At 73.2% G+C, this 23,002-nt stretch carries 19 protein-coding genes and 1 pseudogene; 3 read left to right on the top strand and 17 right to left on the bottom strand.

The window, feature by feature from the left end; translation table 11 throughout:
• Positions 1–7: 7 nt before the first annotated feature.
• Positions 8–1,045 carry a stage II sporulation protein M gene (locus tag O7612_RS06115; protein WP_282271212.1) on the bottom strand — a complete coding sequence of 346 codons (1,038 nt, stop codon included), beginning with the start codon at positions 1,043–1,045 and terminating at the stop codon, positions 8–10.
• A 41-nt stretch (positions 1,046–1,086) separates the two neighbouring features.
• On the opposite strand from O7612_RS06115, the gene O7612_RS06110 reads away from it, so the two are divergent.
• Positions 1,087–2,256 (top strand): RDD family protein, encoded by a 1,170-nt coding sequence (locus O7612_RS06110; RefSeq protein ID WP_282271211.1) that lies wholly within the window; start codon positions 1,087–1,089, stop codon positions 2,254–2,256.
• On the opposite strand, the gene efeB is transcribed toward O7612_RS06110, so the two are convergent.
• The 3 genes and pseudogenes from efeB to efeU form a co-directional block, all read right to left on the bottom strand.
• Entirely contained in the window at positions 2,249–3,550 is a 1,302-nt protein-coding gene (efeB, locus tag O7612_RS06105; RefSeq protein WP_282271209.1) for an iron uptake transporter deferrochelatase/peroxidase subunit, read from the bottom strand. The two genes, O7612_RS06110 and efeB, sit on opposite strands and share 8 nt — an antisense overlap.
• A 55-nt stretch (positions 3,551–3,605) precedes the next feature.
• Positions 3,606–4,739, bottom strand: a complete 1,134-nt coding sequence (gene efeO / locus O7612_RS06100; RefSeq protein ID WP_282271207.1) for an iron uptake system protein EfeO — start codon at positions 4,737–4,739, stop codon at positions 3,606–3,608.
• A 254-nt stretch (positions 4,740–4,993) separates the two neighbouring features.
• Positions 4,994–5,821 (bottom strand): annotated as a pseudogene (gene efeU / locus O7612_RS06095) (iron uptake transporter permease EfeU); the annotation flags it as partial.
• Between the two features lie 301 nt (positions 5,822–6,122).
• On the opposite strand from efeU, the gene O7612_RS06090 reads away from it, so the two are divergent.
• A complete protein-coding gene (locus O7612_RS06090; protein WP_282271206.1) occupies positions 6,123–6,281 on the top strand; it encodes a hypothetical protein in 159 nt (52 codons plus the stop codon).
• A 64-nt stretch (positions 6,282–6,345) separates the two neighbouring features.
• Here O7612_RS06090 and ahcY read toward each other — a convergent pair whose 3' ends face one another.
• The 13 genes from ahcY to O7612_RS06025 form a co-directional block, all read right to left on the bottom strand.
• Positions 6,346–7,833 (bottom strand): adenosylhomocysteinase, encoded by a 1,488-nt coding sequence (gene ahcY / locus O7612_RS06085; protein ID WP_282271204.1) that lies wholly within the window; start codon positions 7,831–7,833, stop codon positions 6,346–6,348.
• A gap of 268 nt (positions 7,834–8,101) precedes the next feature.
• Positions 8,102–9,331, bottom strand: a complete 1,230-nt coding sequence (manA, locus tag O7612_RS06080; protein ID WP_282271202.1) for a mannose-6-phosphate isomerase, class I — start codon at positions 9,329–9,331, stop codon at positions 8,102–8,104.
• Positions 9,332–9,333: 2 nt separating this feature from the next.
• Positions 9,334–10,356: a cation diffusion facilitator family transporter gene (locus O7612_RS06075; protein WP_282271200.1), complete on the bottom strand. Its 1,023-nt coding sequence runs from the start codon at positions 10,354–10,356 to the stop codon at positions 9,334–9,336.
• A 46-nt stretch (positions 10,357–10,402) separates the two neighbouring features.
• Positions 10,403–11,599, bottom strand: a complete 1,197-nt coding sequence (locus tag O7612_RS06070; protein WP_282271198.1) for an SIS domain-containing protein — start codon at positions 11,597–11,599, stop codon at positions 10,403–10,405.
• On the bottom strand, positions 11,596–11,781 hold the full coding sequence (locus O7612_RS06065; RefSeq protein ID WP_282271196.1) for a Trm112 family protein: 186 nt from the start codon (positions 11,779–11,781) through the stop codon (positions 11,596–11,598). Before O7612_RS06065 ends, O7612_RS06070 begins: the two co-directional genes overlap by 4 nt.
• A gap of 63 nt (positions 11,782–11,844) precedes the next feature.
• Positions 11,845–13,227: a phosphomannomutase/phosphoglucomutase gene (locus O7612_RS06060; protein ID WP_282271195.1), complete on the bottom strand. Its 1,383-nt coding sequence runs from the start codon at positions 13,225–13,227 to the stop codon at positions 11,845–11,847.
• A gap of 69 nt (positions 13,228–13,296) precedes the next feature.
• Positions 13,297–14,826 (bottom strand): hypothetical protein, encoded by a 1,530-nt coding sequence (locus tag O7612_RS06055; RefSeq protein WP_282271194.1) that lies wholly within the window; start codon positions 14,824–14,826, stop codon positions 13,297–13,299.
• Positions 14,827–14,924: 98 nt separating this feature from the next.
• A complete protein-coding gene (locus O7612_RS06050; RefSeq protein ID WP_282273821.1) occupies positions 14,925–15,566 on the bottom strand; it encodes an endonuclease V in 642 nt (213 codons plus the stop codon).
• A gap of 64 nt (positions 15,567–15,630) precedes the next feature.
• Complete coding sequence (locus O7612_RS06045; RefSeq protein ID WP_282271193.1) at positions 15,631–15,906, bottom strand: hypothetical protein; 276 nt, start codon at positions 15,904–15,906, stop codon at positions 15,631–15,633.
• 65 nt (positions 15,907–15,971) lie between these two features.
• Entirely contained in the window at positions 15,972–16,409 is a 438-nt protein-coding gene (locus O7612_RS06040; protein WP_282271192.1) for a hypothetical protein, read from the bottom strand.
• Positions 16,409–20,788: a toxin glutamine deamidase domain-containing protein gene (locus O7612_RS06035; RefSeq protein ID WP_282271191.1), complete on the bottom strand. Its 4,380-nt coding sequence runs from the start codon at positions 20,786–20,788 to the stop codon at positions 16,409–16,411. Before O7612_RS06035 ends, O7612_RS06040 begins: the two co-directional genes overlap by 1 nt.
• Before the next feature lie 15 nt (positions 20,789–20,803).
• Positions 20,804–21,145, bottom strand: coding sequence for a hypothetical protein (locus tag O7612_RS06030; protein ID WP_282271190.1), 342 nt, complete (start codon positions 21,143–21,145; stop codon positions 20,804–20,806).
• Entirely contained in the window at positions 21,138–21,569 is a 432-nt protein-coding gene (locus O7612_RS06025; RefSeq protein ID WP_282271189.1) for a YbaB/EbfC family nucleoid-associated protein, read from the bottom strand. The genes O7612_RS06030 and O7612_RS06025 overlap by 8 nt, the downstream gene beginning before the upstream one ends.
• 73 nt (positions 21,570–21,642) lie before the next feature.
• Between O7612_RS06025 and O7612_RS06020 the strand changes: the two genes are divergently transcribed.
• Entirely contained in the window at positions 21,643–22,866 is a 1,224-nt protein-coding gene (locus tag O7612_RS06020) for an SUKH-3 domain-containing protein (protein WP_282271188.1), read from the top strand.
• Positions 22,867–23,002: the final 136 nt, after the last annotated feature.

The raw sequence follows: 23,002 nt of genomic DNA, 5'->3' as shown, positions 1-23,002 counted from the left end.
GGGCGGGTCAGCGCGGGCGGTGGGTGGGGTGCCAGGCGCGGGCGGGATCGGTCGAGGGCCAGAGTTCGGCCAGCCACGGGTCGGTCCGCTCGGCCGGTGGACGGTCGGCGGCGAGGGCCCGGCGACCGAGCAGCACCACGTACGCCAGGAAGCCCAGCCACACCGACGCGCCGACGCCGACCCGCAGCGCCACCGGCACCGGCGACGGGGTGACGAACGCCTCCAGCAGCGCGGAGACCGCGAAGAGCCCGACCAGGCCCACGGCGACCAGGATCGCCGACCGGCCCGCCTCGGCCACCGCCCGCCCCCGGCCCAGGTGCTCCGGCGGCGAGATCCAGGCCCAGGCGGTCCGCAGCCCCACCCCGGCCGCGACGAAGACCCCGGTCAGCTCCAACAGCCCGTGCGGGGTGATCAGCCCGAAGAAGACGTCGGCCCGGCCGTAGGAGACCATCACCCCGCCGACCACGCCGACGTTCAACGCGTTCTGCCACAGCAGGTAGCACACCGGCACCACGAGCACCCCCGAGGCCAGGCACTGGGCGGCGATCCAGGCGTTGTGCGTCCACAGGTGGAAGGCGAACGTCGGCGCGGAGAACTCGGTGTAGTAGCCGGCGAAGCCGGAGTCGACCAGGTCGGCGGCGGCGTCCGGGCCGATGAACGCGGCAGCGGTGCCCGGATTGGCCGCGACGTACCAGATGAGGAAGCCGCTGAGCAGGCTGAACCCGGTGGACACCGCGCACCACCACGGCCAGGCCCGGTAGACCGCGCCGGGGAACCCGACGGTGACGAACCGCCCGACGGCCGCCCAGGACAGCCGGCGACGGCCGGTGATCCGGGCACGGGCCCGCAGGACCAGCCGGGACAGCCGGCTGACCAGGGCCGGATCCGGTGCCCGGCTGCGCAGCGTGGACAGGTGGGTGGCGGTGCGCTGGTAGAGCACCAGCATGTCGTCGATCTCGTCGACGTCGAGCCGGCGACGTTCGCAGTACAACTCCAGCCGCCGCCACTCGTGGCCGTGCTCGGCGACGTACGCGTCGAGATCCACTGGTCCTCCCCCGTCCCGCGCCCATAGTGTTCACTGTCCGGGTGAGCGCGCAACCAGCGGTGCCGGCCGGCGTCGGCGCGACCCGTCACGGGGCGGACGCCGCAGCAGCCGGCCCCGGCCCGGTCGACCGGTGGGCGGGCCGCGCGGCGGCCGGCGGCCCGGCGGGCCGTACGGCGGACGCCGGGCTGGTCAGCGGCGAGGCCGTCGAGCTGGACGTCCGGGCCGCGCGGCTCGGATCCCGGGTGCTGGCGCTGCTGATCGACATCGTCGGGCAACTGCTCTGCGCGGCGTTGCTGGCCCTGACGCTGATCCCGCTGGTGCTGATCCTGCTTCCCGACCCGGTGGTGGACCGGGCGTTCACCGGCGCGCTGGAGACGCTCGGCCTGGTGCTGGTGCTGGTGGGCTACCCGGTGCTCTGGGAACGCCTCAACCACGGCCGGACGCCGGGCAAGCTCGCGGTCGGCCTGCGGGTGGTCGACGCCGACGGCGGGCCGGTGGGGGTGGGCCAGTCGCTGACCCGGGCGCTGGTCGGGGTGGCCGTGGAGTGGCCGGGGTTGGTACTGCCCCTGCTGAGCTGGGCAGCCGGGGCGGCGGTGATGCTGACCGATCCGCGTGGCCGACGGCTGGGCGACCTGGTGGCCGGGACCATGGTGGTGCACACCCGGTCCGCACAGAGCTGGCGACCCGCTCCGCAGATCATCCCGCCGCTGGCCGGCTGGGCGGTCACCCTGGACCTGACCCGGCTCGACGACGCGCTGGCACTGGCGGTCCGGCAGTACCTGACCCGGGGTGCGCAGCTCGTCGAGCCGTACCGGAGCCGGCTGGCCCGGCAGTTGTGGCGCGAGGTGGGGGCGGTGACCTCCCCGGCGCCGCCGCCCGGCGTACCGGAGCCGTTGCTGCTGGCCGCGGTGCTGGCGGAACGGAACCGGCGGGGCGCGTTGCGGCTGCGCCGCCACCGGGCGGTCACCGCCATGCTCTGGCCCGACCCGACCACCGTCGGCCCGCCACCGACCACTGCCAGTCCGCCATCGGCTTCCGTCGGCCCGCCACCGGCCACCGTCGGCCCGCCACCGATCGCGACCGGCCTGCCGGCCCCGGCCGGGCCGGTGCTCCGGCCGGCGTCGTCGGATGGTTCCGCACCGGCCCCACGGGAGCCGGACCGCCGGGCCACCGGGGCAGGGCCGGGCGCTACCGGGTCGCCGTTCAGCTGAACAGGGTGCGGCCCCACCAGTCGGCGGCGTCGCGGACCCCGGCCGGGCAGGCGAACAGGCCACTGGAGACGTGCCGCAGGTACTCGTTCATCGCGTCGTTGCGGGCGAGCCGGGTCTGGATCGGCACGAACTGCCGGCGCGGATCCCGCTGGTAGGCCATGAAGAACAGCCCGGCGTCCAGCCGGCCCAGCCCGTCCGAGCCGTCGACGTAGTTGTAGCCCCGGCGCAGCAGCCGGGCGCCGTCGTTCTGGCTGGGGTGGGCGAGCCGCACGTGCGAGTCCTCGGCGATCACCGGCTGTCCGTCGTCGCCCTTCGCGGCGAAGTCCGGCTCGTCGAACTCGTCCCGGCGGCCCAGTGGAGCGCCGCCGCCCTTGGTCCGCCCGACGATCTGTTCCTGCTCGACCAGCGAACTGCGGTCCCAGGTCTCGATCTGCATCCGAATCTTGCGGGTGACCAGGTAGGAACCCCCGGTCATCCAGTCCGTGCCGTCGTCGGGCTGGACCCAGAGCTGCTCGCGCAGCAGCCCGGCGTCCTCGGCCTTGAGGTTGGCGGTGCCGTCCTTGAAGCCGAAGAGGTTACGCGGGGTGGCCTGGTCCCGTGACGTCGACGAGGTACGCCCGAAGCCGAGCTGGGACCAGCGGACGCTGACCACGCCCATGCCGATCCGGGCCAGGTTCCGGATGGCGTGCACCGCCACCTGCGGATCGTTGGCGCAGGCCTGCACGCACAGGTCACCGCCGGAGATGTCCGGGCGCAACGCGTCCCCGGCGAAGTGCGGCAGGTCGGCCAGGGCGGCGGGCCGGCGGCCGGCGAGCCCGAACCGGTCACGGCCCTGCGCGTCGCGGAACAGCGTGGCACCGAAGCCGACGGTCAGGGTGAGCTGCGACGGGGGCAGGCCGAGCGCCTCGCCGGTGTCGTCCGGCGGGGCCTCCGGCATGCCGCCGACCGCACCGATCACCCCGGCGTCCTTCCCGCTCGTCATCCGGGCGGCGGCGGCGGTCCACTCCTGGAGCATCGCGACCAGCCGGTCCCGGTCCTTGGTGATCACGTCGAAGGCGACGAAGTGCAGCCGGTCCTGGGCGGGGGTGGTGATCCCGGCCTGGTGCTCGCCGTAGAACGGCACCGCCCCGGCGGCCCCGTCGTTCGCGGCGGCCCGGTCGCCGTCGCGGGTCAGCGCGCCCGCTCCGGCGGCCACCCCGGCCACCCCGGCGGCGCCGACCCCGACGAGGGTGATCGCCCGCCGCCGGGACAGCCGGCGGCGGCCTCTTCCGGTGGTGCTGCTCTGCTCGCTCATCGACTCTCCTGGGAGGGACCGGCCGCCGTACGGTGACGGCCGTGCTGACCCGTCGTCACCGGGCGACGGCGGCGGCGACCTTGCTGACCGGCTCGGCGAGAGCGTTGATGCTGTCCGACAGCTCCTTGAGGTCGGCCTTGCTGAGCTGGGTGTGCAGCTTCCAGCCGTCGCCGTCGCGGTGCTTGCCGAGCGCCGCCTCCACTGCGGCGAACTCCTTGTCGAGCTGGGCGACCAGGTCCGGGGCGCGCTGCTCCAGCGCGGGCCGCAGCGCGGCGACGGCCGCCTTCGAGCCCTCCAGGTTGGCGTTGAAGTCCCAGAGGTCCGTGTGCGAGTACCGTTCCTCCTCGCCGGTGATCTTGCCGCTGGCCACCTCGTCGAGCAGGGCCTTGGCCCCGTTGGCGAGCTGGAGCGGGGTGAGCTTCTCGGCGTTGGCCCGGCTCACGATCTCCTTGACGTCGACCAGCAGCCGGTCGGCGATCGGGCCGTCCTTACTGATGTCCCCGGTGGTCCAGAGGTCCTTCTCGATCCGGTGGAAGCCGGTGAACTCCATGCCCTCCTCGATGACCTCCTCCCGACCGTCGATCTTGGGGTCGAGGTCACCGAAGCTCTCCGCGACCGGCTCGATCCGCTCCCAGTAGGTGCGCGCCACCGGGTACAGGGCCTTGGCCTTCGGCACGTCGCCGGCCTTGACGGCGGTGACGAACTCCTCGGTCTTCGTCAGCAGGGCGGCGGTCTGGCTGGTCACGTACCGCTGGTAGCTGGCGGTGGCCTCGGTCAGCGCGGCGTCCGGGGCGACGGTCGCGGCGGTGCCGCTGACCTTCAGCGCGCCCCGGATGCCCCGGCCGCTCATCCCGGGCTTGCAGGCCGTCTCGTACGTCCCCGCCGGCAGTTCCACCCGCAGCTCCCGGCTGAGCCCCGGGGCGATGTTCTCCACCTCGCCCATCACCCGGTCACCGGCGGCGTAGACGTAGAACTCGTTGACCTTGCTGCCGGTGTTGGTCACCGTGAAGGTCGCCTGACCGGCGTCCAGCTCGGTGACGTCGACCTCGCACACGCTGTCGGTGGCCTTGACCTTGACCGTGTGGGCGGCCCCGGCGTCCTGCCGCTCGTCCTTGCCGCCGCAGGCGGTGACACCGGTGACGGCGAGCGCGCCGACGGCGGCGAGCGCCAGGAAACGGGTGGTACGCATCGTTGCTTGTCTCCTTGGAAAGGGCGGGTTCAGGAACGCCGCGACACGGCCGGCCGGGTGGTGGGGCGACCGTCGGCGGTGGAGGCCGGATCGGAACCGTCGCCGGTCGGGCCGGTCGACCCGGCATCGTCGGTGGCCGCGGCGGCGACCCGTCCGGGGACGGCCGGTTCGCCGGTCGGCACGGGCTTCGCGGCGGGGGCGGACTTCGCGGCGGGGGCGGCCGGTTCGCCGGTCGGCGCGACCTTCACGGCGGGGACGGGCTTCGCGGCGGGGGCCGCCCCACGACGCAGGAACAGCACCAGCACCGGTAGGGCGTAGGCGACCCAGGCGACCGTCTCCAGCACGCTCGGGGCGGCGGTGATGTTGAACATGCCGGCGAGCAGCGTGGCGTACCAGGTGTTGGGATCGAGCACACCGGTGATGTCGAAGGCCAGGTCGTTCAGGCCGGGCAGCACCCCGGCCTCCTGGAAGTCGTGCACGCCGTACTTGAGGATGCCGGCGGCGACCAGGATCAACAGCGCGCCCGTCCAGGTGAAGAACGTCGACAGGTTGATCCGCAGTGCGCTGCGGTAGAGCAGGAAGCCGATCCCGACGGCGGTGGCGATGCCGCCGACCAGGGCCAGCAGCGGCCCGGATCCGGTGCCGCCGGTCGCGCTCCGCGCCGCCGAGTAGAAGATCAGTGCGGTCTCCAGACCCTCGCGGACCACCGCGAGGAAGGCCATCCCGGCCACCGCGAGGGAGCCGACGGCGAGCGCCTCGCTCAGTCTGCCGCGCAGCTCACCGGCGATCGTCCGGGCCGCCCGACGCATCCAGAAGATCATCCAGGTCACGAAGACCACGGCGGCGACCGAGGTGACGGCCTCGAACAACTCGCGGTCCTCGGAGCGGGCGAGCAGCTCGGTCGAGGTGTACTCGATGAGCCAGCCGAAGAGGACCGAGAGCGCCACCGCCAGCCCGACCCCGGCCCACACCTGGGGCAACCGGTCCCGACGCTGCGACTTGACCAGGAAGGCGACCAGGATGCTGACGACGAGCGTGGCCTCCAGCCCCTCCCGCAGGCCGATCAGGTACGTGGCGAACATCGGTGCTCCGTGTAGTGGTCAGGCAAGCCTCAGGTAACTTAGGGCAGCCATACCTTCCTCCTGATCCATGGTCCCGTCAAGTCGTTCATGACCGGGTTCACCCTGGTCGGAAGGGTCGGGCGGACCTGCTGGTCAGGGGGTGCCCGCCGGCCGTCCGGCATGGCAGGATCCGAGGTACCCCCAGGACAGGACGGCCCGTGCCCGACACGCCCCGCACCCCCACCCTGCATCCCGCGCATACCCCACCACCAGGGGCTTCCGACCCCCACGCGCCCCACCCCCGCCGGCCGGGACGGCACCGGTGAGGGGCTTCGGCCCGTGGCTGGGCGTACTCGCGCTGGTGATCGTGCTCAACGCGCTCCGGCTGCGTCCGCTGGCCGTGGTCGTCTCGCTGGCCTGGCTCGCCTGGTGCGTGTGGACCTGGGTCCGCCCGGCCCGCCGCCGACCCGACGCACCCTGACCCCGACACGGGGGAGGGAGCCGGCCATGTCGCGGCCGACCCCCTCCATCGTCAGGTGCGGTGCTCAGTAGCGGTAGTGCTCCGGCTTGAACGGACCGGCCGGAGAGACGCCGAGGTACGCGGCCTGCTCCTTGGTCAGCTCGGTCAGCCGGGCACCGAGCGCGCCCAGGTGCAGCCGGGCGACCTTCTCGTCCAGGTGCTTGGGAAGCACGTAGACGCCGGTCGGGTACTCGTCGGTCTTGGTGAACAGCTCGATCTGGGCGATCGTCTGGTTGGCGAACGAGTTCGACATCACGAAGCTCGGGTGCCCGGTGGCGTTGCCCAGGTTCAGCAGACGGCCCTCGGACAGCACGATGATGGCGTGGCCGTCGTCGAAGCGCCACACGTCGACCTGCGGCTTGATGTTCTCCCGGGTGACGTCCGAGCGCTTCATCAGGCCGGCCATGTCGATCTCGTTGTCGAAGTGGCCGATGTTGCCGACGATGGCCTGGTGCTTCATCCGGGCCATGTGCTCGTTGGTGATGACGTCGAAGCAGCCGGTCGCGGTGATGAAGATGTCGGCCTGCTCGACCACGTCCTCCAGGGTGGCGACCTGGTAGCCGTCCATCGCCGCCTGGAGCGCGCAGATCGGGTCGACCTCGGTCACCACGACCCGGGCGCCCTGGCCGCGCAGCGACTCGGCGCAGCCCTTGCCCACGTCGCCGTAGCCGAGCACGACGGCCATCTTGCCGCCGATCAGCACGTCGGTGGCCCGGTTGATGCCGTCGATCAGCGAGTGCCGGCAGCCGTACTTGTTGTCGAACTTGCTCTTGGTCACCGAGTCGTTGACGTTGATGGCCGGGAAGAGCAGGGTGCCGGCCCGGTGCATCTCGTAGAGCCGGTGCACACCGGTGGTGGTCTCCTCGGTGACCCCCTTGATGCCGGACGCGATCCGGGTCCAGCGCTGGCCGTCCTCGGCGAGGCTGCGGTGCAGCACCTGGAGGATGACCGCGTACTCCTCGGAGTCGGCGGACTCGACGGGCGGGACGACCCCGGCCTTCTCGAACTCGACGCCCTTGTGGACCAGCAGGGTGGCGTCACCGCCGTCGTCGAGGATCATGTTCGGCCCCTGACCGTCCGGCCAGGCGAGCACCTGCTCGGTGCACCACCAGTACTCTTCCAGGCTCTCGCCCTTCCAGGCGTAGACCGGGACGCCGCTCGGCGCCTCGGGGGTGCCCTCGGGGCCGACCACGATCGCCGCCGCGGCGTGGTCCTGGGTGGAGAAGATGTTGCAGGACGCCCACCGGACCTGCGCGCCGAGGGCGACCAGCGTCTCGATCAGGACGGCCGTCTGGATGGTCATGTGCAGCGAACCGGTGATCCGGGCGCCGGCGAGCGGCTGGGTGTCGGCGAATTCACGGCGGATCGCCATCAGGCCGGGCATCTCGTGCTCGGCGAGGCGGATCTCCTTGCGCCCGAACTCGGCGAGCGACAGATCCGCCACCTTGTAGTCGCCCTCGGCGAGGGTGCTCGGCCGGGCGTCGTCGTGTGACGCCGGGAGGGTGCTGGTCATGAAGGCTCCTGTCGAACGATGGCTGCGCGACGGTCAACCTTACGCCCGCATCCCCCCGGCGCGCAGCCGGCCGTCCCTGAGCAGCGCACGGGGCGGTCGGCGCTGGACGGTCTCCCGCCCAGCCGCCGGCCGCCCCGTGCATCCCCCCGGTTTGGTTCCCCCGCGCGTTGCCGGACCTTCGTCGTGACAACGCTGCGCACACATGAAGTTACACTGTGCAACCTCATCGTCAAGCCAATTCCGGAAAGTCGGACCTGCCGCGTGTCGCCTAGCCGCCGCAGGTGGCGACGAACGCGACACCCGTGCCGGTGACGACCAGGGTCTCCGCGCCGGCCGGACCCACGGCGGCCTGCCCCGGACCGAGCGTCACCGCGCCGGTCCCGTCGTCCACCGCGACCTTGCCGTGGTGGCAGAGCACCACCCGGGGCCCGGGCAGCGGCAACCGCACCTCCGGCCCGGCCGCCTCCACGGTCACCCGGTGCAGCGCGAAATCGTCCACCGGCACCGGCCAGCACACCACCCCGGGCGACACCGGACGGGCGGCCACCACCGGATCGTCCAGCACCTCGAAGCGCAGCACCCGCACCAACTCGTTGACGTCCACGTGCTTCGGGGTCAGTCCGCCGCGCAGCACGTTGTCGCTGGCCGCCATGATCTCCACGCCCATGCCACAGAGGTAGGCGTGCAGGTTGCCGGCCGGCATCCAGATCGCCTCCCCCGGCGTCAACCGGACGTGGTTCAGCAGCAATGCCACCAACACCCCCGGATCGGCCGGATAGCGGGCGGCCAGGTCGCGGGCCAGGTCCGCGTCCGGCCCGGCCACGTCCGCCCCGCGCACCGACTCGACCAGTCCGGCGCGGTCCGCCTCCGGCCAGTTCAGCAGCGCCCGTACGGCCTCACGCAGCCCCGCCGGCCCGCACCGCAGCGCCGCCACCACCGGCGACAGCGCCGGCACGCCGAACCCGGCCAGCGCCGTCGCCGACTCCCGCGGATCCCGGAACCCGCAGAGCGCGTCGAACGGCGTCAACGCGACCAGCAGTTCCGGCTTGTGGTACGGGTCGACATAGTTGCACCGCCCCTCCGCCGGAGCCGGCCCGGCCCGGTCCGGCCCGGCGGCACACCCCGCCCGGGCCTGCTCGGCGGCGTACCCGGCGCGGGCCTGCTCGGCGGCGTACCCGGCGCGGGCCTGCTCGGCGTCCGGGTGGGCCTGGAGGCTCAGCGGGGCCTCCGCGGCGAGCACCTTCACCAGGAACGGCAGTCGGGTTCCGAACCGGGCGGCCCGCCGGTCGCCGAGCCAGTGCCCCGGCTCGGCGACCAGCAGGTCGGTCAGGCTCACCCGCTCGCCGCCCCGGTCGACCGTGGCCGGGCTGTCCGGGTGGGCGCCCAACCACAGCTCCGCCTCCGGGCCGGAACTGGGCACCGGGCGTCCCTGCAACTCGGCGATCGCCGAACGGGATCCCCAGGCGTAGTCGCGGATCGACCCGTACAGCAGCTCCACGCTCAGCCTCCGGCCCGCCCGGCCACCTCACCCGACTCGCTCGGCGACGGTACGACAGCGGTCGGCGCGGCGGCCGTCGGCGCGGCGGTGCCGGTGCCGGCCCGCTCGGCGGCGACGCTGTAGATGTCCGGCTCCAGGTAGATCACCCGGGCGATCGGCACGGCGGCCCGGATCCGCGCCTCGACGGTGTTGATCCCCCGGGCCAGGTCCTCGGCGCTCTCCCACCCCGGAACGCCGATCTTCGCGGCCACCATCAGCTCCTCCGGGCCGAGGTAGAGCGTCTTCATGTGGATGATCCGCTCGACCTCCGGGCCATCGGTGATCGCCCGCTCGATGGTCGCCAGGTCACCGGGGTCGGCGCCCTCACCGAGCAGGAGACTCTTCGTCTCGATCGCCAGCACGATCGCGATGATCACCAGCAGTACGCCGATCATGGCGGTGCCGGCGGCGTCCCACATGCCGTTGCCGGTGATCAGCGTCAACCCCACGCCGAACAACGCGAGCACCAGACCGACCAGCGCGCCGAAGTCCTCCAGCAGCACCACCGGCAGCTCCGGCGCCTTGGCCCGACGGATGAAGTTCACCCATGACTGGCTGCCCCGGGTGTGGTTCGACTCCTTGATGGCGGTCCGGAAGGAGAAGCCCTCCATCACGATGGCGGCCACCAGCACCGTCACCGGCACCCACTGCCACGCGGTGATCGGGTGCGGGTCGGCCGCCTTGTGCCACGCCTCGTAGAGCGCGAAGAGGCCACCGAGGCTGAACAGCACGATCGACACGATGAACGCGTAGATGTAGCGCTCCCGGCCGTACCCGAAGGGGTGTTGCGGGGTGGCCGCCCGCTTGGCCCGCTTGCCGCCGAGCAGCAGCAGCGCCTGGTTGCCCGAGTCGGCCACCGAGTGGATCGACTCCGCCAGCATGGACGACGAACTGGTCAGCAGGAACGCGATGAACTTCGTGATCGCGATGCCGATGTTCGCCAGCAGGGCGGCGATGATCGCCTTGGTCCCACCGTTCGCGCTCACGCCGTCGCCCCGCTCCTGGGCCCGACGGCACCGTTCCTGCGTCCGTTCACTGGTTCGACAGCTCCTTCATCTCGGTGACGGCCGGCACGGCCATCGGGTCCAGCCCATGGGCCAGGGCCAGGTAGATCGACGCGAAGTCGGGCACCGCGACCAGGGAGGCGAGCCGTTCCAACGCGGACCCGCCCTCGGCAGTGACCACGTCACAGCGCACGCCGCGCCGCTCGGCGAGGGTCTGCACCGCGTCGGCACGACGTTCCTCGACGGCGAGCGGCTCGTCGGTGTCGTCCTCGGCGTTGAGGCCGCCGTCCCGCAGCAGCACCAGCCGCAACCGGGTCGGGTCGGGCTCGACCTCGTCCGGGTCGGCGAAGATGTCCCGGGTCGACTCCACCAGGCCGCCGAAGACACCGTCGAGCAGGCCGACCCGACCCCGACCGGCCTCCCCCAGCGCCCCGGTGACCACCGGATAGCGGGCGTTGGCCGACAGCGTGTCGCCGAACCGGCGGGCCGCCACGGTCGCCAGCGGGGAGGAACCCCAGACGATCGGGATCGACCCGGCCAGGCCGAGCGCCAGCGACTTCGCCGGGTTGACGAAGGACTCGGCCGTCGACCGGCACCGGTCGGCGTCGGCGTCCAGCCGGGCCGCCGTCTCGGCCAGGTCCGCCTCGTTCACCTTCACCAGGCCGAGCGTACGGGCGGCGAGCAGCACCGGCACGGTGAGCGCCCAGAGACTGGCACGGGCCGGGGCACGGCGGGGCACCGGGATGAACGGCGCCCGCGCCCGCTCGGCCACCGACTGCAACTGCGAGTCGGGTGCGCCGACCGCGACCAGCCGGGCCCCCCGGCGGTGCGCGGCCTCGGCGGCGCCCAGCGCCTCCGGGCTGCGGCCGGACGCGCTGACCGCGATCACCACGTCGGCCGCGCCGACCCAGCCGGGCACCCCGGCGCTGCGGTGCGGGATCACCGGCACCGGGCAGCGCGGCCCGGCGACCGTGGCGAGCACGTCCCCGGTACGCCCGGCGGTGCCGATGCCGGCGATGACGACCGCCCGGGGGCGGCCCTCGTCCTCCAGCAGCGCCAGGTTGGCCTCGGCGGCCAGCGCGGCGGACTCCCGCACCTGCGCCCCGGCCGAGGCGGTGAAGCGCAGCATGCCCCCCGGGTCCTGGGTGGCGACCGCGTCCGGGTCGTCCAGGATCGATTCGTCGGCCACCCGCCGGCCGCTGACGCCGGCCGTTCCGTCCATCACCGCTGCGCCTCCGGCCCACCGCGTGCCTCGTCCAGCAGCAGCACCGGCACGTCGTCGCGCACCTCGAAGAGGCGACCGCACTGCGTGCAGGTGAGGGTCTGGGCCTGAGCGTCGTAGTCCAGCGGTGCGTGGTGTGTGTCCGGGCAGGCGAGGATCTCGAGCAACTGCGGGTCCAGGGCCACGGCGCGGCTCCTTCCACGTGTGTGGTCTGTGCCGGTCGGCGGTGCCGACCGGCGGAGGGGATCTTATCGGCGAACCCGCTCCAGCACCTCGTCGCGCAGCGAGGTCATCCGCTCCTCGGTCGGTCCCTCCACGTTGAGTCGCAGCAGCGGTTCGGTGTTGGATGCGCGCAGGTTGAACCAGGCACCGTCGGGGAAGCGCAGGGTGAGGCCGTCCAGCTCGTCCGCCTCCGCCTGCGGGTACGCGGCGCGCACCTCGGCGACCCGGGCGGCCTGGTCGGTCACCGTGGAGTTGATCTCGCCAGAGGCGACGTACCGCTCGTAGACGCTGGCGAGCAGGGACAGCGGCTGGGACTGCTCGCCCAGCGCGGCCAGGGTGTGCATGGCGGCGAGCATGCCGGTGTCGGCGAACCAGAAGTCCCGGAAGTAGTAGTGCGCGGAGTGCTCACCACCGAAGATCGCGTTGGTCCGGGCCATCTCGGCCTTGATGAAGGAGTGGCCGACCCGGGCCACCACCGGCTCACCGCCGTGCTCCCGGATGATCTCCGGCACCGCCCGGGAGGTGATCAAATTGTGGATCACCGTGGAACCCGGGTGCTTGGCCAGCTCGCGGGCCGCGACCAGGGCGGTGATCGCCGACGGGGAGACCGGCTCGCCCCGCTCGTCGATCACGAAACAGCGGTCGGCGTCCCCGTCGAAGGCCAGGCCGAGGTCCGCGGAGTGCGCCACCACCGCCCGCTGGAGGTCGACCAGGTTCTTCGGGTCGAGCGGGTTGGCCTCGTGGTTGGGGAAGGTACCGTCCAACTCGAAGTAGAGCGGGACGATCTCCAGCGGCAGCGCCGGCAGCACCGCGTCGCCGAGCACACTCGGCACCGTGTAGCCGCCCATCCCGTTGCCCGCGTCGACCACCACCTTGAGCGGACGGATGGCCGACAGGTCGACCAGCTTGCGCAGGTGGGCCGCGTAGTCGGGCAGCAGGTTGCGCCGGTCGACCGGGGCCGGCGACCCGGCCGACGGCCGGGCGTCGCCGTCCAGCAGCGCCTGCGCCCGGACCCGGATGTCGGCCAGCCCGCTGTCCTGGCCGATCGGGCGGGCACCGGAGCGGCACATCTTGATGCCGTTGTACTGCGCCGGGTTGTGACTGGCGGTGAACATCGCCCCGGGCAGGCCCAGCGCCCCCGAGGCGTAGTAGAGCATGTCGGTGGAGGCCAGCCCCAGCTCGATCACGGCCCGCCCCTCGGCCCGGACACCGGCGGCGAAGGCGGCCGCCAGCCCCGGACCGGTGGCCCGCATGTCGTGCGCGATCAGCACGGCGTCGCCGGGTTCACCGGACTCGTTGAGCACCCGGGTGAGGGCGGCGCCCAGCGCCTCCGCGACCCGTTCGTCCCACTGGTCGGGCACCGTCCCACGGACGTCGTACGCCTTCACGATCTGGGACAGGTCAGACACCGGTTTCAGCTCCTCGACAGGGGTCGTCAACGACCCTGAGCGTATCGGAGCGCTGGCCTCCGCCCCGTGCTAGCCAGGGAGCTGGGGCATGATCGTTGTCGGGGCGGGCCGGTCCGGAGCGGGCGGGACGGACACGGGCCGCTCCGGAGCCGGCGCTTCGGCGGCCGGTGGAACGGAGGCCGACCGCTCCGGGGCCGGCGCAACGGCGGCAGGCGGAGCGGACGCCGGCCGGTCCGCGACCGGCGGGGCGGCGGCCGGCCGGTCCGCGACCGGCGGGGCGGCGGCCGGCCGGTCCGCGACCGGCGGGACGGCGGCCGGCCGGTCCGCGACCGGCGGGACGGCGGCCGGCCGGTCCGCGACCGGCGGGACGGCGGCCGGCCGGTCCGCGACCGGCGGGGCAACCGCGGGCGGGACAGCGGCCGGTCGCTCCTGGACCGGCGCAACGGCGGCCGGCGGGGCAACCGCGGGCGGAACGGAGGCCGACCGGCCCTGCACGGGCGGGACGGCGGCCGGGCGGTCCGGGGCGGCGGCCGGGCGGGCACCGTACACGCCGCCGGCCGGGCGCGGGGTGGGCGTCACCGCCGGGTAGGTGCCGGGCGCACCGTACAGGCCGCCGGTACGGGTGGGCACGGACGGCGACGACTGCCCGCCGTACACCTGACCGGCGGGAGACGGGGACTGCTGCCCGCCGTACACCTGGCCGGCGGGCTGCTGTCCCCCGTACACCTGGCCGCTGGGCGGCGGGGGCGGACCCGGCACCGCGCCCCCGGAGCGGTAGGTGGTCGGCACCGGGTTGCGGGGCTGCGGCACGGCCGGGAAGTCGCCCGGGTCGGCGGCCCGGCCCGGCTCGGCACCGGCCCGGTCGGCGCGGGACCGGAAGATCAGCAGGGCGATGAGCGCGGCACCCAGGACCACCAGGGCGATGCCGGCGAGCATGATCATGGATCCTCCGGAGGTCTCTGCGGCGGCCCGGCCGGCGGACGGCGGGGCGGCGAGCACGGCCTGGGTGGCCACCGGCTCCGTCGTGGAGGCGGGGGTGGTCGCGTCGGGGGTGGGCGTGGGTGTCCTGGTCGGGGTCGGACTCGGGGTGGGGGTGCCGGCGGCCCGCCCGCCGACCCGGGACGTGTCGGCGCCCCGGCCGATCAGCCGGCCGACCGCGGTCGTCGCCTCACCGACGACGCCCAGCCGACCCGCCGGCGCTCCGGCGAGGAACGCCACCCGGTAGCGGACGATGCTGCTCTTCCCCTTGCACAACGTCGGATCCGCCGACGGGGTACGGGAAGCCCGCACCACGCCACCGCCACCGGAAACCGGCACGGCGGACCAGCGCCCCCCGACGCTCACCTCTACCCGCACCTGCTCTGCGGTAATCCCGTCGAGGCTCAATCCCAGCGAGGTGCGCAGCAGCACGCACCCCTCGGTACGCTTACGTACCTCGATCGAGACCCCGCCCGGTGGACCACCGGCGGAGAAGCCGCCCGAGGCCCGCACCCGCACCCGGTCCGAGTCCGCGTACGCGGGTAGCGCGCCGACCGCCACCAGCCCGCCGAGCAGCGCACCGACGGTCATCACCCGCGCCGCCTGCCGACGCCCGGACATCTCCCACCTCACCCTCCCGCCCCGGCGGGGGCCGCGGGTCAGGTTACTACCGGCTCAGTCGGACACCCGGCGACAGAGCACCCCGCATGTGGGCCGCGTTACCCGGTGCCGGCGGCGGCCGCGAGCGTGGCACGGCAGAGCCCGTCGGCGGTACGGGTGGTCTCCGGCAGCCGGAAGCGCGGAGTCAGCGTCAGCACCTGGTCGACCGCGTTGTCCAGTCCCATCCGATGCCCGACACTGACGAACACCGGTTTCACCCCGTCCCGGGTACGCAGCACCCGCCCCACCACCTCACCGGCGTCCACCAGCGGGGCGCTGTCGCCCCGGCGCGGGCCGGGGCCGCTCCACGTGCCGACCAGCGGGGTCTTGCCCACCCCGATCGCCGGGAGCCCGGTCACCACGCCCAGGTGGCAGGCCAGCCCGAACCGGCGCGGATGGGCCAGTCCGTGCCCGTCACAGACCAGCAGCTCGGGACGGATGGTCAGCCGGTCCAGGGCGGCCAGCAGCGCCGGCAGTTCCCGGAAGGCGAACAGCCCCGGCACGTACCCGAAGGCGGGCCGACCGACGCTGACCGCCCGGTCCACCACTTCCAGGGTCGCGGCGTCCAGGACGGTCACGGCCGCGGCCAGCCGGTCACCGTCCTCGGCGTACGCCACATCGAGGCCGGCCACCGTGGCGGGCCGACGTGGACCCGGCCCGACCAGGTCCACGCACGGCCGCAACCGGTCCTGTACGGCCATCGCCTCGGCGACCGTCGACACCTGCGGCCCGGTGCCGCGGTGCTGCTCCGGCTGCCCGGCCGGCTCAGCCCGATCCACCGTCACGCCCGTCGCCCTCCTTGCCGGCGGCCTTCCCGTCCTCCTCCTTGCCGGCGGCCTCCTTGTCCTCCTCCTCGTCGGCGGCCTTCTGGTCGGCCTTCGTGTCGAAGGCGCCGAAGGCGATCGCGAAGGCGACGCCGATGGAGATCCCGAACGCCACGCCGACGGCGTCCTCGAACAGGATCCACCCGATGACGATCCCCACGAGCAGGCCCGACACCCAGGCGGTGGTACGACGTCTACCGGCAGCAGGGTCAGCCATGGCTTCACCCTATGTGAGCACCGCAAAGCACCCGTTTCGCCACTAGAGCAGCAGTGCCGCCCGACTCACGTACCCACGTCCGGATCGGCTGCCGGGTCCCCGGTGGAGCGGAGAGACTCTTCGAACATGACGAACGTCTTCCGTCTGAGACCCCGCACGATCGCCTGCTCCCGGGCGGTGGGCTCACGCCGCTCACCCCGTGCGGTATCGAGAATCGCCGCTGCGGTCTCGTACAGGGCGAACACCGGCCCCTCGCCGGCAAGGTAGTCAGACCGGTATCTCTCCACATCCTGCACGAACTCCTCCGCAGACCGCTTCGAGACCTCACCGGCGGCGGCGAAGACGAGTTCGTCGAGGATGCTGTCGTCCCGCTGCCAACCGCCCGTCTCCATGTCGACGCGCCATACCTGTGGAGTCCCGTCCTCCGCTGAAACGACCTTCACCGGAGAGTCGTAGTAGGAGTAATAGCTGGGCAGAGTCGCGCCCGTACCCGGTGCCACCATCACCTCTCCCCGAACGTCGACATCAACGCGCGCCAGAACAACCGCTGCTGCTGACGCAGGATGCTGGTCATGAGTGCCCATTCCGCCCTGGTAGGGGCTCGACCTTCCTGCCGGGCAAGGCTGTCCAGGTCACGACGAACCTCGTAGAGGGCATGCTCCCAGACAGCCAGCTCGTCCAGTGCCGCCAGGTGCAGCCGAAACTCAGCGAGGTGGCCGTTCGACATCTCAAGAACGAGCTGCACGTCCCGGTACCCGCTCTCCTGCGGGGTGACGAACCTGTCATCGCAGCGCACAATCCGGATTCCGGGATAGCGGCGTAGGCGGTCGAGCCCCCGATAGAGATCGTCCAGCGACTCGAACTCCACCTTGGCACCGGCAAGGTCCCGCAGCCGCGACACGTCACCCCGGTACTTGCGTACCTTGTCCTCGGCCCGCTGGCGGTCCTTCGGGCTCCGCCGCCAGCCCGCTGAGCCGACGGCTCTGCCCGCATCGTGTGCCAGGTCGACGGCGATTCTGTTCAACTCCCGTTGCGCTACGGCAGCAGCGGCGTACAACGCATCGAGATAGGCCGCACGGTAGCCGGGGTCTGCCGCGCGGCGACGGTCGAACCCGGGCTGTCTCACATCCTCGCCGGTGGTCACGACCCTCGCGCTGACCAGCAACTGTTCCGGAGAAAGCGGTGTCGGCAGGGGAACCGGTGGTTGCGGAGTCGGCACCGTGTCCTCGCCCTGTGCGGACACCTCGTCGAGCAGCGATCCGAGTGCGTCGAGGGCTGCTGGGTGGGCCGCGAGATGGTGCAGAGTCAGGGGTCGCGCCGTCAGGGAGTTGGCCAGTTCGGGCGTTGCCAGGATCATGCGGGCCAGATCCGGACGCTGCACCAACTGTCTTACCAACGCGTCGGCGAGGGTCGGTTGCCCGTCGGGCGGATCACGCCAGGTTTCGTCGAGCATCCGCACGACCCTCGGGTCGCCGAGCAGGCTCGCCACGTCCGCCGCGTCGGACGCGTCCAACCGCGGGACGAGCCGGCGGATCGTCGAGGCATCGGCGTACGCGGCGATCTCCGCAGGCGTCAGTCCGGCACGGAGAACGCCGTCGAGGTCCACGCCGCTCGCCAGCGACTCCCGCACCCGGCCGGCGGGGCGCTCCGGCGGCAACTGATCCGATGCCCCCCGCGGTTCCTCGTCGGGTGGTCTGCCGGCCGGTGTAAGCCGCCGGTCGGGATTCCCGCCCGCCGGTCCCGTCCACTCGCCGGATCCGGGTCCGTCGAGCAGGTGGAGACGGTTGAGGTACGGGTCGCCGTACCCCTGCTCGTCGTCGGGTGCCGGCGGATGCTCGGGCAGGTCGGGACGGACACTGAACCGCCCCCGCGCCAGCCCGCCCAACGGCATCGGCCGGGCGTCCCCGCCGAGGATCAGCGCGTCGATGCCGACGACGTTGTCGGGGTGTCGCCGCCCGGCGTGGGTGTAGAGGGGGCGCTCGTGAACCGTTCCCGCCTGCGGGTCCAGGTAGAGCACCGCACCGTTCTGGTTGAGTGCCACCCAGGCGTGCGAACCGCCGTACTCCCACTCGGTGATCAGGAAGGCGTAGCTGCCGTGGCCTCCCAGGACGAGCTGGTCATGCAGGTTGCGGTAGCCCCGCTCGACGGACCGGCGCAGCGCCGCCGGCCCCGGCGGGACGCCCTCGTCGACGGCGAAGAGCTTCTGGAACCGTCCACCGGTGACCTCCTCGACCCGGCCGGGACCGTCGACCTCACCGTTGACCGGCCGCCGGACGTCACCCTGTAGGTAGCCGTCGAAGGTCCGGGGCGCGGCGACCCTCGGCCGACCGTGCACCCACGTCTCGAACAGGGACAGGGTGCAGTCCAGGCAGTTGATGCCCCGGGTCGGGTCGGCCTGCGGACCGCCGTCGTTGGCCAGCGCGAACCACCCGCCCCGCCGGGGGTCGGCGGTCCGCACCACGCTGCCGTCGGGCTGCCGAGGCACCTGCCGTTCGAGGTCGGTCTGGTGCAGGGCCAGCGGTGGCCGCAACCCGCCGACCTGCCCGTACCGGCGGGAACGGTCGATGGGCGGCGGACCGTCGTCGCCGGTCAGCGCCGACCGGTCGCCCGTCTCGACGCCACCGACCGCCAACTCGGCCACGTCGTCGTTGATGCGGGAGAAGTCGGCCGGGTCCGCCACGAACACCGTGTCCGGGGCCACCCGGCCCGCAAGAATCGCTTCCGCGAGATCCTGGTGGCCGTTCGCGTCACGCTGTGCCTGACGGGCAATTCCCTGGAACCAGGTGGCCAGGGCCGACCGGCCCTCACGCTGAAGTTCGAACGCCTCGCGGGCAGCACGTCTGGCGACCGTCTCGCGCCTGCGGGCTACCTTCTTCGAGCGGCCGGCCTCGTCCCTTCGTCGCCGGTCCTCGAACCAGTGTCGCTGTGCCTCGAAGTAGCCCTGGTAGCGGCGCCGGTCCAGTGCCTCCCGTTCGGCCGCCCACCTGGCGGCGTACCACTGCGGTGTCCTCGGGCGGGGTGGCTCGTCGTCCGCCCGGGGCGTCGGCGAGACCGGCTCGGTGGCGGGTGGGCGCACAGGCCCCGATGCCAGCGCCTCCAGCAGCGGAAAGCGCCAGTCACCCCGCCTCCCGCCGTGGCCTTCGGTGCCCGGTGGCCCGGCCCCGGCGGCCGGAAGCCTGCTCCCGGCGACGAGCGGGACGTGCGGTGCTCCATGTGGTGCGCCGCCCTGTGCCGGCGGACCCGCCGTCGGTGCCGACCCCACCGCGACACCGGGTGGTGACCCGAACGGGACTCCGGCCGTGGGAACGGCCGAGGCGGTGCGTCCCGACGAGGCGTCCGCTGTGGGCGACGACGCGGTTCCCACCGATGGTCCGCCCACTGTCGTCGCACTGGCGGCCGGGTTGACCTGTGCGGCGTCGGCACCGGGTGGAGTGGCGACCGCCGAGTTCGCCGTCTCGACGGATCGGCCTGCCGTCGGCGGGGACGTCGCCGTGTCGGTCACGACCGACGACAGGGTGGGGCTCGGTGTCGAAGCGGCGGCGACCGACGCCGGAGCAGCGTCGGCGGGCTGGTCGATGGCCGGCGGAGCCGCCGGTGTCTCCGGCTTCACCCCCGTCGGCCGGGCCTCCTGGCCGACGACACCGTGCTCGGCCGGCACCTGCGGACGGGGCGACGGTGCGTCCACAGCGGTGCCCGAGACGTCGGCCACCGGGGTCGGATCGATGGTCCTGGCCAACGTCGGTGCGGCGGCCTCGACGGACGACCGCACCGGAGCATCAGCGGACGGGTCTGCCCGGTCACCGCCGGCCGGCACCGACGGCGGTGGGCCGGGAAGGGCCGTGGACACCGGGGTCGCGTCGGCCAACGCGTGCAGCCGACCGTCGAGCCGGGCACGCAACGCGGCGTCCGCCTGGCCGGTCGCCGCGCCGCCGACCCCGGAGACGGCAGCCCGGCTCGCCTCCTCCAGCGACAGCACACCCTGGCCGGTGGCCAGTCCCGCCGCACCCTCCGCGAGCACCTCGCCGGTCATCTCGCGGCCGAAGTGCTCACCGACCCGGGCGCCCCGGCCGGTGGCGTGCCGTCCCAGGCCGGCCAGCGGTGCGACCGCACCACCGGCCAACCCACCGACCGCCGACGCACCCAGGTCGGCCAGGTCGAGGCCGTGCCGGCGACCGGTCGAGTTCTGGTACGCCTGCGTCGCCAGGCTGACGCCGGCCTCCTCCCCCGCCTCGTACAGACCCCCCTGGACCGCCCGCTTGCCGAGCCCGCGCATCCCACCCTTGACCACCTCCCTGGCGGCCCGCTCACCCGCTTCCCTGAGGCCCTGCCGGAGCGCCTTCTTGGCCAGTTGCGCCGTCAACCGACGGAAGATCTGCTGGATCACCAGCCGACTGGCGGTGACCGCCGCGCCGGCAGCCGGCGACGCGACCCCGGCGGTGAGCGCGGCGGCGACGGCCAGCGCGAGCAACTCCACGACCAGGATGCCGAGTTCGATCCACACCTCGATCTTGGCGGCCTCGATGTCGCAGCCGCACTCCTCGACCAGGCGGCCCAGGTCGGTACTGACCGCGAGCAGCACCGACAGTGGAGCGTCGTCGCCCTCGGCCAGCCGTCGCCAGGCCACCTCGAACGCGTCCGGGACCGCCCCCGTTCCGCCGTATCCGCTGCGTACCTCGGTGGCGGCGGCGATCGCGTCGGCACGCGGGCCGGTCAGCGCGCCCGCCACGGCGTACCACTGGTCGGCGAGGTCCCAGACGGCGCGTTCGTTCCCCTCCGGCCACTCCACACCGACCACCCAGTCGAGCGCCTCGTAGATCCAGCCCGGCAGCTCCCAGGGGCTGAAATCGAGGGGGTGCGGGATCGGACTCGGCAGCACGGTCACGGCATGTCCCGCAGGTCAGCGCCGACGGCCCGGGTCGGCCACCCCGTCGATGCGCCGGCCGGTCGCCGCGTCGGTGCGCACGTTGGCGTCGACCGAGGTCACCACGTCGGTGCCGAGCCCCTCCAGCGACCGGCCGAGCCCGGCCCAGGCGCGCAGCAGGGTCTCCTCGTGGGACCGGTAGCTCTTCTCGAAGGCGGCGCCGATGTCGTCCCGGCCCCACGGTCGGGGTGCGCTGGCCGCCGCGATCTCCCCGCCGAGGCCGGCCCGCCGGGCCGACACCGACTCGCCGGCCAGGCGCAGGTCGGTGCCGCCCCGCCGGGCCCGGCCCGGGTCGAGCCAGAGTCGCCCCTCACCCATGCCGTTCGTCCTCCCGCCGGAGCACCGTGTCGGCTCGCCCGAACAGGGTGTCGACGTCGCCCGTACGCAGGAACTCCACCGATGGCGAGCCGGCCGGCAGGTGGGCGGAGACCAGTTCCTGGGTGGCCGTGGCCGCTCGGGCGCAGGCCCGGCGTATCGTCGTGGTGATCTTCCGGCCCAGCGCGTGGTGATCACGGTCGTGATAGACCTCGCCGGCCAGCTCCACCGAGATCAGCTCACCTCGCGCCCCCACCGTCGCGGTGACCTGGCCGTCGTCCGAACGCTCGGTGACCCGCAACTCGGTCAGGGCGGACCGAAGATCGTCCATGCCGGACCGCAACCGTCGGTACTGGCCGTAAACCTCGTCGAACCGCGCCCGGAGCGCATGGTTCGCGTCCCGGTCCACCCTCTCGGCCAAGGCCACCCTCCCCGGTCACCGTCAGTCAGCCGAACCATACCGGCTGCCACGATCCTGTGGGGTCCGGTAGTTTCGGACCGTGATCGATCGCCGACAGGCCGAGCAGCTCGCCGAGGTGTGGGCACGCCGTGACTCGCGGCGACTCGGCCACGAGTGCCGGGCCACGCTCGACGAGTTTGACCTGGGATACGTGATCCGGTCGACCATCGACCGTGCGGTGGACACGAATCCCGGCGACCTGCCGACCACCGTCGTCGACAAGGAGACCGGCGAGGTCACCACCTGGCCACGGGTGCCGGCCGCCGTGGTACAGCAGATGTACCGCCGCAGCCGTCCCGCCGGACCGCCCGCCCCACGGACCGTCGACCCGGCCAGCCTGCTGCGGCGCGAGATCCGTCGGCTGCCGACGCCCGCCACCGTGGCGCACCTGACCGTCGAGGGCCGCACCTACCTCGGTCACGGCGTCAAGGGCGAGGTGGCGCTGCGGCATCACCCACTGGTCCAGGCCTACCTGGACCAGCTACCCCCGGGGCACCTGGTACGCGGAGGCGACCGGCACGCCGAGATGGTCGTCGTCTCCGACGTCCTGCACGAGTACGACCACCGCCGTGCCACCGCCGGCCAGCCCCCGCTGACCATGCGTGAGGCGCAGTCGCTGCTCCTGGCGACCGGAGTGGACGTCTTCCTGGTCCGCGAGCCCGGCGACCCGCAGGGCGGCCCGGCGGAACGCCCGTGCGACTCCTGCCTCGAGTTCCTGGTGCACTTCGCGGTCCTCGGCTGGTCGGAACTGGCGTTCACCCGGCAGTGGCGACCGGAGCCGGCAGCGGCCCCCGTGCCTGACCGGTTCGTCGCGGAGGTTGCTCATGCGCTGGTGGAAGGGGGCTGGGAACCCGATGTCGGCGACGAGGCTCTGGCGAGAACAGCGATCCTCGAAGCCCGGGAGATGCGGCACGGGCACTCTGATTTCCCAGCGGCGCTGGATGCCCTGAGCCGCTTTCCCTCGCTGGAGAGCAGTCGGCGTGGTCCGGGGCGGCAGGTGTGGATCTCGCGGTTCTCCGTCGATCCGGTACACGCCGCGTACACCGTCGACACCCTGGCGGACTTCGGTGCCGTGCTCGGCGTACCCCTGTTCCCGATCGGCGCGGAGCATCCGGACGGCATCCTGGCCGTCGACGAGCGCGGCCGGGTGTTCGCGCTGGACCAGGCCGGGGAATGGTTCCTCGGGGACGACATCGACGCCGCGCTGACCACCCTGCTCCTCGGCCTTGCGCCGCCCCGGGTCCGCGACGACGGCACCTGGTGAGACGTCGGGACGCTCCCGGCCGCGCACCGACGGCACGGGAGGCCCCGCAGCCGCACGGAAACAGTGGCTCAAGCCCTTGTCTGCCGCGAATTCAGTAGCCAAGATGGCAGTCAGACTGCGATTACCTCCGCTGATC

The organism is Micromonospora sp. WMMD987, assembly GCF_029581435.1.
Taxonomy (GTDB): Bacteria; Actinomycetota; Actinomycetes; order Mycobacteriales; family Micromonosporaceae; genus Micromonospora; species Micromonospora rifamycinica.
This window is presented reverse-complemented; position numbering and strand designations above follow the sequence as displayed.

Bases quoted from the DNA above. Each gene is read 5' to 3' on its own strand.
- O7612_RS06050 (WP_282273821.1), bottom strand. From the start codon at position 15,566: ATGGCCGTACAGGACCGGTTGCGGCCGTGCGTGGACCTGGTCGGGCCG.
- O7612_RS06040 (WP_282271192.1), bottom strand. From the start codon at position 16,409: ATGGTGGCACCGGGTACGGGCGCGACTCTGCCCAGCTATTACTCCTAC.
- O7612_RS06045 (WP_282271193.1), bottom strand. From the start codon at position 15,906: ATGGCTGACCCTGCTGCCGGTAGACGTCGTACCACCGCCTGGGTGTCG.
- ahcY (WP_282271204.1), bottom strand. From the start codon at position 7,833: ATGACCAGCACCCTCCCGGCGTCACACGACGACGCCCGGCCGAGCACC.
- O7612_RS06030 (WP_282271190.1), bottom strand. From the start codon at position 21,145: ATGGGTGAGGGGCGACTCTGGCTCGACCCGGGCCGGGCCCGGCGGGGC.
- O7612_RS06055 (WP_282271194.1), bottom strand. From the start codon at position 14,826: ATGTCCGGGCGTCGGCAGGCGGCGCGGGTGATGACCGTCGGTGCGCTG.
- efeO (WP_282271207.1), bottom strand. From the start codon at position 4,739: ATGCGTACCACCCGTTTCCTGGCGCTCGCCGCCGTCGGCGCGCTCGCC.
- efeB (WP_282271209.1), bottom strand. From the start codon at position 3,550: ATGAGCGAGCAGAGCAGCACCACCGGAAGAGGCCGCCGCCGGCTGTCC.